We start from the raw sequence: 14,826 nt of genomic DNA, 5'->3' as shown, positions 1-14,826 counted from the left end.
GCAGGGCAGGAAGAGCTTCAGCCCGCGCGACGCGTGGAATCGGCTGTGCAGCAGTGTGCGGGAGCGGACAGGGCCGATGGCCGGTCAGCCACTCGCGTACGACGTCGGCCTCGATGACGCGGCGCCGGTGCCATACCGGCGCCGCGTGCTGTGCCGGCGCTAGCGCCGAATGACCGAGCGGATCCAGGAGAGTTGCTGGGAGACCTCCCCGGCCTCCGCGCTCTTCTCCCGGTCGGATCCGTTGAAGACGCCGATGAGGGTTTCGGTGCCACGGGGGCCGACGGTCATCACCGGGCCTCCGGAGTCGCCCCCGGCGGGGATCCCGGACACCTTCTTCATGCAGAAGTCGGGGCCCCCCGGTGCGGTGTGACCCGCGCACAGCGGGTCGTTGGGCCGTACGACCTTCAGGTCCGACTGCTTCAGGACGGGAGACTGGCAGGCGCTCTCGTCCGTGGTGCAGGTGGCACCCCACCCGTACTGCCGCACGGCCTGGCCGCGGCGGACGCCGACCGTGGCCAGGCGCGCCGTGGGGACATTCATCGGCGCGACCTTGACGAGCATCATGTCGGCGTGCGCGCTGCCCACGCGCTTACGGGGTATGGGGCGGACCGTGGTGCCCCTCCGCATGTCGAGATGGCCCACCCGGAACGAGATCCGCCTGTCGGCGACCGGCCGTGCCTGCTCGTAGAAGCAGTGCGAGGCGGTGAGGATCCACTGGCGCGCGACCGCTGTCCCGGTGCAAGCCGGTTTGCCGTCAACGAGCATGCGTACCGCCCACGGGCCGTACGTGCTCTTCTTCCCGCCGATGACGGCGGAGGCCGGAGCGGACGACATCACCGAGCCCGCGACCAACACCAGGACGGTCAGCAGCAGTACACGAAAGCGACGCATTATGCAGAACAACTCCTCTCAGAGGGGTACAGCCGTACAGGTAGTGAGAGACCTTGCTGAGCAAAAGCGTTCCGCGCGAGCCCTGCGAGATCAGTGCAGCGACTCGACGGCGACCGGGGCACTCCCTCCAGGTAGCCGGGGCGTGGTTCAAGGCGCTGCTGGTCAGGAGGAAACCTGCGTCCGGCGGCCATGGTCGGTGCCGGGACGAAACACGTCTCTGATCACGACTGTCTGGGGCGGCGATCAGCTCATAGGATCTGCGGCATGGCAACAAGACTGGTGCAGATCAACATGAAGGCCCATGACGACACCGCGCTCGGCCGGTTCTGGGCGGAGACACTCGGTTGGGGTGTCGACAGCGAGGGACCCGGTGTCACCAACCTCGAACCCGTGGGTTTCTCCTACCCCGACCCCACGGCCGTCTGCATCGACATCATCGCCCGCCCGGAACCCAAAACGGTGAAGAACCGGGTGCACCTTGATCTGGCGACCACCTCGGCCGCGCATCAGGCGGAGTTGGTCGCGCGCCTGAAGGAACTCGGCGCGACGCTCGCCGACGTGGGTCAGGGCGACGTCCCCTGGACGGTCCTGGCCGACCCGGAGGGCAACGAGTTCTGCGTCCTGGAGCCCCGTCCGATCTACCAGGACACCGGGCCGATCGCCGCGGTGGTGGTCGACTGCGCCGACCCACGAGGGATGGCCCAGTTCTGGGGCCGGGCGATGGACTGGACGGTCCACGAGGTCGCCGACGACCACGCGACCATGCGGTCCGCCAAGGGCGTCGGACCGTACTTGGAGTTCGTGCGCACCCCCGACACCAAGAGTGTGTGGAACCGCGTTCACCTCGATGTCGCTCCCTACCGTGATGGCGATCTGGCAGCAGAGGAGGCCCGGCTGCGCGCCATGGGCGCCACCGATCCTGGTATCGACCAGTCCGCGATCTCCTGGACGGTTCTGGCCGACCCGGAGGGTAACGAATTCTGCCTCCTCACTCCTCGCTGACCCTGAGCAGCGGCCCCGGCGCCGGCCTTCGGGGCCGGTAACCGGGGGTTCGTCGGCGGCCGTGACCGCCACCGTCGATCTCCACACGCATGTTGACCCTGCCCGAGCGACTGAACGCGTAGATGTTGTCCTCGCTGAGGCCGGGGTTGATTGCGAGCGTGTCGGTGCAGTACTGCCCCTCCATCACCGACTTGGTGCCGTGCAGGAGCGAGGGCGCCACGGCAGGGAATTGACTTGCGCCGGGGCCGTTGAACCCAGTGGGGTACCTCCATGGACGCGGCCACGGAACAGAACCAACGCGCGAGGCCGGCAAGCAGCCCTTGGGTCACCGGGCGACCGGTTCCATGGCGCGGACTGGTGGTGCTCGCCGCCCTGATGCTGGCAGCCTTCACGTTCAACACCGCGGAGAACCTGCCGATCGGCCTCCTGGATCTCATCGCGGAAAGCCTTCGGGTGTCCGTGCCGTCGGTCGGTCTCCTGGTCACCGGGTACGCCGTGACGGTGGCCGTCGCGTCCGTGCCGCTGGCCCACGCCACTCGGGCGGTGCCCCGACGGCACGTGCTCACCGCGTTGCTGGCGGCGTTCGTCATCTCCAGTGTGGTGGCAGCGCTGGCTCCTTCCTACTGGCTGCTTCTCGCGGCACGGCTGCTGACCGCGCTCGCTCAGGCGCTGTTCTGGGCTGTCATGGGGCCGGTCGCGGTGGGCCTGTTCGCGCCCGAGATCCGGGGGCGTGTGGTCGGGGCACTGTCCGTCGCCGGTTCGCTCGCCCTCGTGCTCGGTGTTCCCGCCGGGACCTGGCTGGGCCGGCGGAGCGACTGGCAGGTACCGGTCGCTCTGCTCGCGGCCCTGGGGCTCGCATCCCTGGTGACGATCGCCGTTCTGCTGCCGACCTCGCCTCCGGAGGAAGAGCCTGCCGCCTACGGAACCAGCCCCGACGCCCGCCGGTTCTGGACGGTGCTCGCGGCCGGTGCCCTGTCCGCCACCGGGGCATTCACGGGTTACACGTACATCGTGAAGTTCCTGGGCGACGTGAGCGGATTCTCGCCGGCCAGCGTCAATGCCCTGCTCGTGGCTCTGGGTGTCGCGTGCCTGGCCGGGGTGAGCATCACCGGAGGGGTACTGGACCGCTTTCCGCAGTCCGCTCTGACGACGGCCGTCATCACCCAGGCAGTGGGCATGCTCGGCCTGTACGCGGCCGGCGCCGAACCGGCCGCGGCTGTGGTGTTCCTGATCCTGATGGGCGGCGCACTCGGTCCGGTGTTCATGACCACTCAGAACGCCATGCTGCACTGCGCCCCGGGCCGCACAGACCTCGCCTTCGCGGCCAACTCCGGTGCCTACAACGCCGGTATCGCGGCAGGCGCCGCGCTCGGGGGACTGCTGCTTCCGCTCGTCGGCGTGCGGGGCGCATTCCTCGCCGGGGGGCTGCTGACCGTCGGGGCCTGCGCGGTGCTGCTCGGCGGGCGGGTCTTCACCCGGACGTGACGGCGCGCCTACGGTCCGTCCCGTCCCCGCTCTCGGCCGTGTGCCGTGCGCCCTCCTGGCCCATGCCTGTGGTGGAGAGGAGGGCTTCGCAGGTATGCGCTTTACGACTTGATGAGCTTCCGGAGCGCGGTCTCCAGTTCGGAGCGGCGCTCCTTGGACGTGAGCGCCTGGTCTCGGGCGGACCAGGAGAGGGCGAAGCGGTCGACCTGTCGCCAAGTCCTGTCGAACTTCCTGCGCTTGGTCCACTGATCCGCGACCTCGGCCGTCGGGAACTCGTAGATGCTGACGGTGTCGGTGGTGATGAGCTGCGAGCAGTCACGCACGTCGGTTTTGCGACCGGCACCGGCGGATTGGTTCGAGCAGGAGCCGGTGTTGTTCGTCGGGTTGCCGAGGGTCTTGACGCCGATGGCGTCAGCCAACTCGGCGGCCGCGGCTCGTGCCGTGAGGGGTGCCGCGCTGGTGGGGGCTGCGGCCTTCGGGGCGTCCTCCTTCGTGCCGTCGTCCTTGGTGCCGCCGTCGTCACACCCGAGCACGAGGACTGTGAAGGCGAGCAGGGCGGCGGGCAGTGTGGTGCGGGTGCGCATGGTGTCCCTCGGAGTCGGCTTCGGTGAGCGTGCATCATCCACTACGGAGGGGCGTGGCGTCCGCGCTATGGCCGTGTCGTGATGTCCGGCGGGCTGTTTCCGGTCACGCCGGATCTGCGGCTCAGTTTGCGACATCACACGGGATGCAACGGCGAGCGTCAGGCGTGGAGAGGACGGTTCGGAGAAGGCGCCCTTGCGTTATCCGTGTCCCTGGCCAACGATGACCGCATGCCTACGATCAATGAACGATCCGTAGTCGCACTGGAGTTGGCCGCTCTGGAATCGGGCGCTCTGGAATCGGGCTCACTGGAATTGAGCGTCCCGGAGTCCTTCGCGCCGGCTCCTCCCGTACCTTCCTCTCTGCTCTTGGGGTGTTTCTGCGTCGACGTGGGCACCTGAGTGGAGCCGGACCGAGAGCGAACGCCCCGGCCACCGACCGCCCTGACGGTCACCCCGTTGGCGTCGATAGGGCTACTCGTCGACGGGCGGCCGCGGACACTGTTGCTGAAGCTGGAGGCACAGGGCGCGCACGGCTCGGTGAAGGGCCGGACCGCGCAGGCGCTGTGGGCGGACGTCGCCGACCGGGTGACCCCGGAAGTGGGTCTCATCGAGTCGACGTCCGGCAACCTCGGGGTGGCGCTGGCCGCTGTCGCCGCGTCGCACCACGTGCCCTTCACCGCGGTCATGGACGTCCGCAGCAGCGCCGTGCTCGTCGATGCCGTCCGGGCTCACGGCGCCGATGTGGTGATGATCGATGAGCCGGACGGAGCGGGCGGCTACTTGCTGAGCCAGCTTTCGTACGTCGAGCGGCGGTTGCTCGCGGAGCCGAGGCTGGTCTGGCCCGACCAGTACCGCAACCCGGCAAGTCCGCGGGTGCACCGGGAGACGACGGCCCCCGAGCTGTGGCGACAGACGTCGCGGCGCGCGATGAGCGTGGTCGTGGCGGTGTCCACGGGCGGGACGCTCGCCGGGTTCCGGGACTTCGTCCGGTCGGTGCGGCCGGACTGGGAACTGGCCGCCGTGGACGTGGTGGGATCCGCGGCTCTCGGCGGTGCGGGCAGCGAACGTATCCTGCCCGGCATCGGGGCGGGCCGGCCCTCGCGGTTCCTGCCGCACGGCCACCGGCCCGCCCTGCGGGTCTCCGCGTCGGACGCCGTCCACGCCTGTCTCTGGTTGCGGGAGGCCACCGGTCTCGGCGTGGGCGCCAGCTCCGGTGCCGCCATCGCCGCGGCCATGAGGCTCTTCCGTGCCGTGCCGGCCCGCGAGACGGTCGCCTGCTTGTGCCCCGACGGCGCGAACCGGTACCAGGGCACGGTCTACGACCCGCGCTGGCGCGGACAGCAGGGCCTCACGGGGCCCGGTCCGTGCGAGGGAGCCGAAGTCCTGGAAGTGAGCTGCCCGCCGGCCGGGGTGGAGGTGCGGAACCGATGAGCGTGCCGGGACTGGGAGACGACTGGTACGGGTCGTCCGGCGTGCGGGCGGGGCCGCGGCGCCTCTTGCGGGAGGAGCTGCGCGGCGGGCGGCTCTTCTTCCCGCCCCATCTGGTGCCGTACTGGAGCCATCCGTTGGTCGGTGCGCTGCCGCAGCACCGCAAGGACGCGCTCCTGGCACGGCACCTCTTCCAATACCTGGAATTCACCGCCCACTTCGAGACGCGCGTGGTCAACCGTGCCACCGATCAGATCGCCGGCGGACGCAGCGGGGTGGCCGCGGCACGGTCCGTACGCCTGGAGGCATACCGGATCTACTGCGACGAGGCGTACCACTCCCTGTGCAGTCTGGACGCGGTGGACCAGTTCGCCACCGCCTGCGGCACCGCCCCGCTGCCCTACGACTTCGAGCCGTTCCTGCGGCGACTCGACGCGGCAGGTGAACAGCTGATGCCCGGGGAGCAGGCCCTGGCCCAGCTGTTGCAGGTCGTCGTCTTCGAGACGCTGATCACCGCGCTGCTGAACGACATCCCCCGGGACGACCGCGTACTGAGTCTCGTCCGCGACCTCGTGCGCGACCATGCCAAGGACGAGGGCAGGCACCACGTGTTCTTCTCGCGCTTCTTCGGAGAGCTGTGGACCCAGCAGGACACCTCGGTACGTCTACGCGCCGCGCGGTGCCTGCCGGAACTCATCCGTCGCAGCCTGCTGCCCTACCTCGAACCGCTACGCCGTTCGCTCGTGGCCGCGGGACTCACGGCCACCCAGGCGCAGGAGGTGCTGTACGACAGCTACCCGGACGGCCGGGTGGACGCCGGCATTCGGGACACGGCCAGGCACAGTCTGCGGCTCTTCGAGGACAACGGGGTCTTCGACGTACCGGGCGCCAGGGACGCCTTCGCCGCCGCACGGCTTGTGGACTGAAATCACCCTCGCGCGTGCCCCTGCCCCTGCCCGCGCCCGCGCCCGTGCCAGTGCTGTGAGGAGAAGGACGATGACGGAAGAACTCCTGTTTCTCGACCGGGATGCCGTACGGGCGTGTGCCGCGCGGGTGGACCTGTGCGCCGTGACGGAGGAGGTCCTGCGGCGGCACGCCGAAGGCCGCACCCACCTGCCCTCGGAGGGGTATCTGCCCTGGACCAACACCGAGGGCGCGTACTGCCGGTCGCTCGCCATGCTGGGATCGATCGACGCGCAGGACGGCCACCCCGCCGCATACGGGGTGAAACTCATCAACGCGGCGACCAGCAATCCGGCGCACGGAAGGGAACGGGCGGCCGGGATCAGCATGCTGTTCGACCCTGAGACCGCGCGCCCCACGGTGCTGGCGGAGGCCGGTTGGCTGAGCGCGGCGCGCACCGCGGCCTACACCATGGTGAGCCTGCGTCACCTGGGACCGGCGGACTGGGACGCCCTGACGGTGATCGGCTGCGGGACCCTGGCGCGGGCACACCTGGACCTCCTGGCAGGGGCCTTCCCCAGGGTCGCCGAGGTACATCTCCACGACCTGGATCGCACACGGGCCCGGGCCCTGGCCGGGTGGGCGCACGAACATCACCCGCGCATACGTGTGCAGGTGCACGCGGACACCGAGGAGGCGGTGCGTGCCGCGCCGGTGCTGCTGACGACCACGACGGCCGACAAGGGTTACATCCCGGCGCGCTGGCTGGGCTCCGGCACGTTCGTGGCCCACGTCTCCTTGGACGACCTCTTGCCCGATGCCTTTTCCACCGCGCAGGCCCTCTACGTCGACGATGTCTCACTCGTGGCCGAGAACCCACGCCGGGTCCTGGGGCGTCTCATGGGGGAGGGGGACGTCCTGCCGCCCTCGCGCAGCCCGTCACCAGGCGCGGGACGGGCCTTGGAAGGCACGCTGGGCCAGGTGCTCACGGGCGCCGTGCCGGCGGTACGCCCGTCGACGAGTCACGTCGTCAGCAACCCCTTCGGCATGGCCGTGCTCGACGTGGGCCTGCTGGCCGAAGTGCGACGGGTCGCCGAGGCCATGGGTCTGGGACAGAGGCTGTCGCTGTTCTGAGTATCCGTCTGGCGAATCTGCGCATCCGCCCCGCGACTGGAGTGAACGCATGAAGGACTATCACGCACCGCCCCAACCCCGCACGGAGCAGGGGCTGTTCTCCCTTTCCGGGCTCACGGACGCGGAGGTGGGGTCCTTGACGGCCCGCTCCGTGGAACTCTTCCACGACCCGCGCGCGCACGAGCGGCCCCTGCACGGCAGTGCGGTCGGCGTGCTGTTCACCAAGACATCGACCAGGACGCGGACGGCTTTCACGGTGGGCGCGATCCGTCTCGGCGGGATACCGATCGCCTACGGCCCGCACGACCTTCAGCTGAACACCGGGGAGTCGGTGCACGACACGGGCCGGGTCCTGGGATCCATGCTCGACCTGCTCGTCGCCCGCACGGCCGCCCCGGTCGAGGAGATGAAGGACCTCTCCCGCTACGGCGGCATTCCCGTCGTCAACGCCATGAGCGCGCAGGAGCACCCCACCCAAGGACTCTGTGACCTGGCGACCCTCCTGCTCGCGCACGGTGACCTCACGGGCGTGAAAGTGCTCTACGTGGGAGAGGGCAACAACACTGCCGTGGCCCTGGCCCACGCACTGGCCACGGTGCCGGGCGCACACCTGGTGTGTGCCACGCCGCGCGGTTACGAAGTGCGGGAGAGCGAGCTGAAGGCCGCGGCGGCGCGGGCCGCCACGGTCGGGGCGGTCATCGAGCAGGTCGATGACCCGGCGCTGGCCCCGCCCGACACCGACATCGTCTACACCACGCGCTGGCAGACCACCGGCACCAGCAAACCCGATCCGAACTGGCGCGAGACGTTCCGGCCCTTCCATGTCGACGACGTGCTGATGCGCCGCTTCCCGCAGGCGTCGTTCCTGCACGATCTGCCGGCCCACCGGGGCGACGAGGTGTCCGGCAGCGTCCTCGACGGCCCGCGGTCCCTGGCCTGGACGCAGGCGGCCATGAAACTCCCCGGTGCCATGGCGGTTCTCGAATGGGCGATCGGCCGCACTGCCTGAGTGGTCATCCGCCCGCTCGCAGGAAATCCCGCCGCAGCTGGAAACCCACCTCAAGGGGAAACCCACCGAAAGGGGAAGCCCACCTCAAGGGGAAGCCCACCTCAAGGGGAAACCCACCGCATCGGAAAGGCCCTCATGCCACACCTGACGCGCGTCAGCGGCTACACCCATCTCGGCGTCGCCGACCTCGTCCCGCCCCCGTCAGAGGGAATCTTCTTCGAACCCGCCGACACCGAGACCGGGGCCTGGGTCGGACACGACCTCCTCACACCAGGCTGCGGCCTCCTCGACTTGGGCTCGGGCAGCGGCGCGGCGGCCGCGGCGATGTCCCGCTCCGGAGCCGGGCACGTCCACGGCATCGATGCGAGTGCCGACAGCGTCGCCTGGGCGGACAAGCACCACGCGGCCGATCGGACCGGCGCCCGCGTCACCTTCGCCCGAGCGGACTTCTCGCTGCTCGACTCCCTCCGGCTACTGGCCACCGCACCGCGGCCCCTGCCCCGGCCGCTGGTCGTCACCAGCAATCCTCCCTACGTACCGATGACCGAGGAGGTCGAGGCGGCCGAGGGTAAACGGTCGATCTCCGCAGGCGCCGACGGACTCAGGTGGGCGCCCGTGATCATCGCGCACGCCCGCGCGCTCCGCTGCGACCTGGGGCTCACCATCGGCAGCTACTCAAGTCCGGCCACGGCCGTGGAAATGCTGCGCGACGCGGGATTCCGCATCCGGACCGTCACGCTGTGCCCCCTTGATCTCGGGGACTTCACCGTGCGGCACATAGAGCGCACGGCAACGCTCGAAGAGCGAGGGGAGGCCGTGCTGTGGCGCCGCGAGGACGAACCTCCCGCCTACTTCATCACCGGACTGGCCTGCCGCTGGACCGGATCCGGCCGCGCACAGACCCCCGAGACCCCGGACGAACTCACGGGGGAGGGGCTGATGGACCTCCTGCGCACAGCGGCCCGCTCGTCCACCCCCCGGCTGGAAACCCTCGACGACACAGGAGCAGACCTCTGGCCGGGGGCGGTGCGGGTGGTGGACCTGCCGACAGCGGACCACCGCAACCACTGGTGAGAGCGCGCCCCGGCGGTCCTCAGCGGGACGCCTCCGCCCGGCGGGGGCCGATCCAGCCTGCGAGCCGTACCCGGACGTCAGACGCCGGTGCCGGACGTCAGCAGCGAGTCCAGCGCCGAGGGACCGCCCCGCTCCAAGGCCCCCCGCTGCCTCGCGGCACCCGTCCCGCCCGAGAGCAGGCGGGCGAGGGCCCGGGCCACTCGGTCGAGGTCGCCGGCATCCTTCAGCGCCGGCGCAACGTACTCCAGAAGGGTCGTGACGACGTCCGCGGCCGGTGCCGGGCGCAGACGCACCGGATCGAGCAGGCTTCCCGCCAGTCCGTCGCGCGCGGCGTGCCACACGGCCGCCGACAGCAACTCCTGCGGTACCGGCACGAGAGCGGACCCCTGCCGCACCTGCCCCGCGAGAGTAGTCGTCAGCGCTCTGAGCAGACCCGCGAACATCACCGCCTCCTCCACCCCCAACTGAGTGTCCATGGCACGGATCTCTACCGTCGGGTAGCGATCGGAGAGCCGGGCCTGCCAGTACAGCTGACCGCGGCCACGGATCATCCCCGCCTCGATCAACCCCGCCGTCCGCACCCGGTAATCCCGGGCGTCGGAGAACAACGGCGGCGGACCACTGACGGGCCACCGCCCGTACGCGATGGTGCGCCAACTGGAGAACCCGGTGTCCTGCCCGTCCCACAGCGGCGAGTTGGCGGCCAGGGCCGTCAGCGCCGGCAACCACGGGCGCAGCCGGTTGAGCACACCGACCCCCAGCTCCCTGTCCTCGATGCCCACGTGGACGTGCATGCCGTTGATCATGTGCTGATGGATCAGTGGTGGAGTGTCACCGGCCAGATCCGCATACCTTGGCCCCTCCGTCACCAGGGCCGGACCCGACCCCCGGTACGGCCCCGCTCCGGTCACCGCCACCCGGCATCCGGCGCCCACCGCCGCCTCGCCCACCAGACGGCGCATCCTCCCCAGATGCTCAGCCACCTCGTCGAGTTCCGTGCACACCGGAGTGCCGACCTCGATCTGCGCCCGCAACAGCTCGGGCGACAGATCTCCCGGGCCGCTCCCCAGCAGCGCCCGAGCACCTGACAGGACCCTGCTGTTCCGCGGCACCGGGAAGAGGCTGTCCGCCTCGACCAACAGGTACTCCTCCTCGACACCGAAAGTGGTCATCCGATGCTCTGTCGAGGAGCCGGTCGCGGTCGAGCCGCCTGGCTGTCCTCGCCTCCAAGACGCCGACCGTCCTGAACCTGAAGAGGTCTCTGCCTCACGTCTGGCCTCCCGGGCCGTTGTCGTCGAGCCCATTCCTGCCCGCTGGGCACGGGGCCATTCCACGCCCGGATATCCGGGCGGCCGATGCCCGTTCCATCCTCAACCGTTCGCGACGGACAGGCCACCTCGGACCCTGGGTTACTCAGGTCGGAGGGGGCCGGGGGCGGGTGACCGGGGAGGTTGAGTGTGGTCAGCGGGGCGAGGGCCGCGGGGTAGGAAAGCAGATGAAGCTGCCCGCGGCGTCAGGGTCGCCCGCACCGGTGTATTTCGGCCAGGCCGGGTGGGCGCACAGGGGCCGGGAACGGCCGTTCGCTGCGGGGTTGGCATCGGTGACGACCGGCCGTGAGGGCGGCGTGCCCCTCTCCGCCCAGTTCTCCAGGGCGCTCAGTGAGTCCCAGCTCGCCGCGAAGGCCGCGTCGATGTTCACGTGGTTGGCGCCGGGCACAAGGTAGAGACGGGCGAAATCGCTGGTGGCGCGCTTGCCCATACGTTTCTGCACGCGCTGGAAGTAGGCGACGGTGGAGCGGTGACTGACCAGTTCGTCGGCTGTGCCATGAAGGAGGAGCAGTTTGCCGCCGGCTTCGGCGAACCGGCTCAGGTCGGGATTGCCGGCGTCCTGAAGTGCGGACAGCGTGCTGATGCGCTGTCGCCAGGGACCTGGGCGGCGGGGGTCCACCGTGAGGGAGTCGTGCCCGGGGTCGCGGGTGACGAGGTACCGAACCCACTGGTCCCAGAACTGCACGCCGTAACCGCTGTCCTTCGGCATGGGGTGACCGGGAGGTCGGGTGCCCATGCCCAGCAGGGGTGTGCTCATGTCGGCGCCGGACAGGAAAGGGAACCCGGGATATCCGGTCTCACCGCCGGCGAGGGGGTAGGGGAGGCGCAGCGGTGAGGACAGTGCCCGTACGGCACGGAGCTGCGCGTCGGACAGACAGGTGTCGGCGGTGTCGAGGCCGCGTGGGCAGCGCAGGGAGCGCGGGTCGAAGTGGCATCCGCGTTCATCGCCGATGACGCCGTCGCGCAACCCGTCGTCGCCGTCGCAGGCCGCGATGACACTGCGGTGCAGCAGATGCTGCTCAGCGGTGTTCAAGAAGGCTCCCGGGCGGGAGAGGGCGCGTGCCTCGTGGCCGAAGAACAAGTTGAGGCCGACGGCGTTCCAGGCCGGGTAGACGGCGATGACGCCGTCGAAGTCCGTGGGCCACCGCTGGGCCACCGTGAGAGCTTCGCGGCCGCCGCTCGACCCGCCGGCGAAGTAGCTGCGGGTGGGAGCGGCACCCGCGTAATGGGCACGCATGAGGAAGCGTGCGGCGTCCCTGGTCTTCTTCAGGGCGTCACCGGCGAAGTTGCGCACCGCTTCGTCGTTGACGCCGAAGGACCCGTCCAGTGAGGCGGTCGGCTTGAAGTCGGGTGCGGCCTGGTGACCCGAATCACCAGCGAAGGTGGCATAACCGCGGCTCAGTGGCCGGGGCTCGTTCGCCGGGCCGAAGGGTACGTCGCCGGTGATGTCGGGAACGGTGCCGTCATAGCCTCCACCGCCGAACATGAGCGCTTTGCCGTTCCACCGCTCGGGCAGGGCGACCCGCATTCTGATGTCCGGAGCATGGGGATCCACAGGGTGCAGGGCGGCGTCCGCCCGGCAGTAGGAGCCGGTCGCGGACGCGCCGCTGCCGGACGCGGGGACAAGCCGTGCGGCGATCACCTCGCCGCCGCTGGTCGGAAGGCCGATCGCCGATGCGGGGATCTGCAAGCCGGGTAGATCATCGCAGGCCACGGTGTGATGCGTGGCGGGCGCGGTCGGCACACCGGTGCCGCTGACCATGGTGAGCGCGAGTCCTGATGCTGCGATGATCTTCTTCATGGGAGGTCTCCACGAGTGCGCCTGAGACTGCGGGGCCGCGGGGCCGCGGGGCTGCCGGGGGCACAGGCTATGGAGTCCGTCGGCCGGGAGGGTATGGGTCTGAGGCACACTCAGGATGCCCGCAACGTGTGTGCTCGGATGTGGGTCGACTCCGCACCGTGAGGGGTGAGGAGTCGGGGATGGCTCACGCAGTTGAACTGGGCATCGGCGCAGCACAGACCGGCCCACCCCGTTCGAACACACAGCGTGTTCCCCTGCTGTACCGCCCCACGGTGGCCGTCCTCACCCTGGTTCGACGCCGTCGCTCCACGGCCGCGGGTGAGCGATCCGGAGAAATTTCGGCCCGAGGCGAATCCTTTCGCGGCCTGCCCGCCTCTTGTTCGTGTACCGGCCGAACGGGCCGGCGGAACCGGGAGGAAGGAACACTCATGATGGCCATCGGCCTCGTAGCGATCGGCGTCCTGCTCGTGGGCGCGTGCAGCTGGCACCTGATGCGGCGCTACAAGTAACAAATGAACCCACGTTACCCCTGGCCCGACGAGCAGCTGATCAAGGCCGCTCAGGACGGCGACGTCACCTCGCTCACCACCGTCGTCACGGAATCGCAGCCCCACGTGCGCAAGTTCGCCCTGTCACTGTGCGCCTCACCGCAGGACGCGGAGGACGCGGCCCAGGAGGCCCTGATCATCCTCTACCGGAAGATCGGCACCCTGCGGGCCACGGGCGCACTCGCCTCGTGGATGTTCCGGATCGTGCGCAACGAGTGCCTGCGGCAGGTACGGCTGCTCGTCTCGCGAAGCGAGGAGGTGCCGGCCGCACCGGAGGCGCCCGCGGAGCCGTCCGCCGAGGACGCGGTGCTGCGCGGGCTGGAGGCAGAGAGGGTCGCGGCCGCGGTCAGCGCCCTTCCCCGCGACCAGCGGCAAGTCCTCATCATGCGGGACATACAGGGTCTGCCCGGCAGGACCGTCGCCCGTTCGCTCGGTCTGAGCAGCACCGCGATGAAGTCGCGGCTGCACAGAGCACGGGCGACACTACGCCGCTCGCTGGAAGTAACCGGCCCCCCAGTCGAAGGAGACACACGACCGTGAACAACCCGGACATCGGGAACTTCGCCAGCAAGTCCGTCCCGCGCCATCTGGCGCGCGGCGCCATCGGCTTCGGGCTGCTCATCGGCTCGATCGCCCTCGTACCCGCCGCCGGCCCGGCCACGCTGCTGGCCGCGCCGTTGGCCCTGATCGCTTTCCGCGGCTGCCCCACCTGCTGGCTGGCGGGCTTGGCGCAGACCGTCTCGCGCGGCCGACTGGAGCGCCAGTGCGTGGACGGCGTCTGCACGCTCAGCGATCGCAAAGCCTCCCTCGCGCGTCACGCGCACCGACCTCAGGTCGGCTTGCGCCACACGGAGATGTGATTCGCGGAGTCCTGGGTGAACGGCGCCCCGTCCCAGCCCGCGACGCGACGTTCCAGTTCGAGCCCGGCGATCCGTGCCATGAGGTCCAGCTCTGCCGGCCAGGCGTAACGGTGCCGGGAGTTGGCGCGGCGGTAGCGGCCATCGTCGCCGTCGCGGGTGAAGTGGTGTGAGACGAGAATCTGCTCGACGAGGTCGAAGGTGTCGAAGCCGAGATGCCGATCAGAGACGTCGAACGGCACCGCGACCTGGCCGGGCGGCAGGAGCCGCAGCGGCGGTACGCCAAGCTCGATGACGAATCGGCCGCCGGGCTTCAGATGGCGTGCGGCGTTGCGGAAGCACTCGACCTGCTCGTCCTGCGTGAGCAGGTTGGTGATGGTGTTGTAGACGAGATAAACAAGCGTGAACTCGCCGGGAACGACGGTGGTGGCCATGTCCCCGATGACTACCGGGAGCGTGTCCTTGTCCACCTTGCGCCGCAGTACCGCCGCCATGTGTTCGGACAGTTCGATGCCCACGACCGGCACGCCGCGTTCCCGGAGCGGGACGCCCACGCGGCCGGTCCCGATGGCGAACTCCAATGCCCGGCCGTCTCCGGCGAGTTCGGCGAGGAAGTCGAGAGTCGGTCCGAGAACGGCGGCCGAGGACGTCTCGGTCTCCTCGGCGTCGTAGCGGTCGGCGGTCGCACGGCTCCACAGCTCACTGCTCGTCACGGGCGGCCACTTTGCCGGGGACCGAGGGGCGCTGTCGACGCATTTACCTTCCACCGCCCGGCGCCGGGT

General features: G+C 70.0%; 15 protein-coding genes. 9 read left to right on the top strand and 6 right to left on the bottom strand.

The window, feature by feature from the left end; translation table 11 throughout:
- Window positions 1-159: 159 nt before the first annotated feature.
- Entirely contained in the window at window positions 160-891 is a 732-nt protein-coding gene (locus CP975_RS00935; protein ID WP_055531199.1) for a S1 family peptidase, read from the bottom strand.
- Between the two features lie 264 nt (window positions 892-1,155).
- Here CP975_RS00935 and CP975_RS00930 point away from each other — a divergent pair, with 264 nt between their 5' ends.
- A complete protein-coding gene (locus CP975_RS00930; RefSeq protein ID WP_055531200.1) occupies window positions 1,156-1,893 on the top strand; it encodes a VOC family protein in 738 nt (245 codons plus the stop codon).
- Here CP975_RS00930 and CP975_RS00925 read toward each other — a convergent pair.
- Window positions 1,880-2,113 (bottom strand): hypothetical protein, encoded by a 234-nt coding sequence (locus tag CP975_RS00925; RefSeq protein ID WP_055531202.1) that lies wholly within the window; start codon window positions 2,111-2,113, stop codon window positions 1,880-1,882. The genes CP975_RS00930 and CP975_RS00925 overlap by 14 nt on opposite strands.
- Before the next feature lie 155 nt (window positions 2,114-2,268).
- Here CP975_RS00925 and CP975_RS00920 point away from each other — a divergent pair, with 155 nt between their 5' ends.
- Window positions 2,269-3,378, top strand: a complete 1,110-nt coding sequence (locus tag CP975_RS00920) for an MFS transporter (protein WP_246201741.1) — start codon at window positions 2,269-2,271, stop codon at window positions 3,376-3,378.
- A 101-nt stretch (window positions 3,379-3,479) separates the two neighbouring features.
- Here the strand turns inward: CP975_RS00920 and CP975_RS00915 are convergent, their stop codons facing one another.
- Window positions 3,480-3,962 carry a hypothetical protein gene (locus CP975_RS00915; RefSeq protein WP_055531204.1) on the bottom strand — a complete coding sequence of 161 codons (483 nt, stop codon included), beginning with the start codon at window positions 3,960-3,962 and terminating at the stop codon, window positions 3,480-3,482.
- A 456-nt stretch (window positions 3,963-4,418) separates the two neighbouring features.
- Between CP975_RS00915 and CP975_RS00910 the strand changes: the two genes are divergently transcribed.
- From CP975_RS00910 to CP975_RS00890, 5 genes are all read left to right on the top strand, one after another.
- On the top strand, window positions 4,419-5,393 hold the full coding sequence (locus CP975_RS00910; RefSeq protein ID WP_167532652.1) for a pyridoxal-phosphate dependent enzyme: 975 nt from the start codon (window positions 4,419-4,421) through the stop codon (window positions 5,391-5,393).
- The gene (locus CP975_RS00905; RefSeq protein ID WP_055531208.1) at window positions 5,390-6,316 is read left to right on the top strand and encodes a diiron oxygenase; all 927 of its coding nucleotides are present in this window, start codon (window positions 5,390-5,392) and stop codon (window positions 6,314-6,316) included. Before CP975_RS00910 ends, CP975_RS00905 begins: the two co-directional genes overlap by 4 nt.
- Window positions 6,317-6,386: 70 nt before the next feature.
- Window positions 6,387-7,427, top strand: coding sequence for an ornithine cyclodeaminase family protein (locus CP975_RS00900; RefSeq protein ID WP_055531210.1), 1,041 nt, complete (start codon window positions 6,387-6,389; stop codon window positions 7,425-7,427).
- 49 nt (window positions 7,428-7,476) lie between these two features.
- Window positions 7,477-8,436 carry an ornithine carbamoyltransferase gene (locus CP975_RS00895; protein WP_055531212.1) on the top strand — a complete coding sequence of 320 codons (960 nt, stop codon included), beginning with the start codon at window positions 7,477-7,479 and terminating at the stop codon, window positions 8,434-8,436.
- Window positions 8,437-8,571: 135 nt separating this feature from the next.
- A complete protein-coding gene (locus CP975_RS00890) occupies window positions 8,572-9,510 on the top strand; it encodes a methyltransferase domain-containing protein (protein WP_055531214.1) in 939 nt (312 codons plus the stop codon).
- A gap of 77 nt (window positions 9,511-9,587) precedes the next feature.
- Here CP975_RS00890 and CP975_RS00885 read toward each other — a convergent pair whose 3' ends face one another.
- Both CP975_RS00885 and CP975_RS00880 read right to left on the bottom strand, forming a co-directional pair.
- Entirely contained in the window at window positions 9,588-10,682 is a 1,095-nt protein-coding gene (locus CP975_RS00885; RefSeq protein ID WP_055531216.1) for a carboxylate-amine ligase, read from the bottom strand.
- A gap of 289 nt (window positions 10,683-10,971) precedes the next feature.
- On the bottom strand, window positions 10,972-12,639 hold the full coding sequence (locus CP975_RS00880; RefSeq protein WP_199782885.1) for a tannase/feruloyl esterase family alpha/beta hydrolase: 1,668 nt from the start codon (window positions 12,637-12,639) through the stop codon (window positions 10,972-10,974).
- A 512-nt stretch (window positions 12,640-13,151) separates the two neighbouring features.
- Here CP975_RS00880 and CP975_RS00875 point away from each other — a divergent pair.
- Window positions 13,152-13,727 carry an RNA polymerase sigma factor gene (locus CP975_RS00875; protein ID WP_150476458.1) on the top strand — a complete coding sequence of 192 codons (576 nt, stop codon included), beginning with the start codon at window positions 13,152-13,154 and terminating at the stop codon, window positions 13,725-13,727.
- Window positions 13,724-14,047, top strand: coding sequence for a hypothetical protein (locus CP975_RS00870; protein ID WP_055527712.1), 324 nt, complete (start codon window positions 13,724-13,726; stop codon window positions 14,045-14,047). The genes CP975_RS00875 and CP975_RS00870 overlap by 4 nt, the downstream gene beginning before the upstream one ends.
- Here CP975_RS00870 and CP975_RS00865 read toward each other — a convergent pair.
- Entirely contained in the window at window positions 14,017-14,757 is a 741-nt protein-coding gene (locus tag CP975_RS00865) for a class I SAM-dependent DNA methyltransferase (protein ID WP_055527714.1), read from the bottom strand. The genes CP975_RS00870 and CP975_RS00865 overlap by 31 nt on opposite strands.
- Window positions 14,758-14,826 lie beyond the last annotated feature (69 nt).

It is taken from the genome of Streptomyces alboniger (assembly GCF_008704395.1).
Taxonomy (GTDB): domain Bacteria; phylum Actinomycetota; class Actinomycetes; order Streptomycetales; family Streptomycetaceae; genus Streptomyces; species Streptomyces alboniger.
This window is presented reverse-complemented; position numbering and strand designations above follow the sequence as displayed.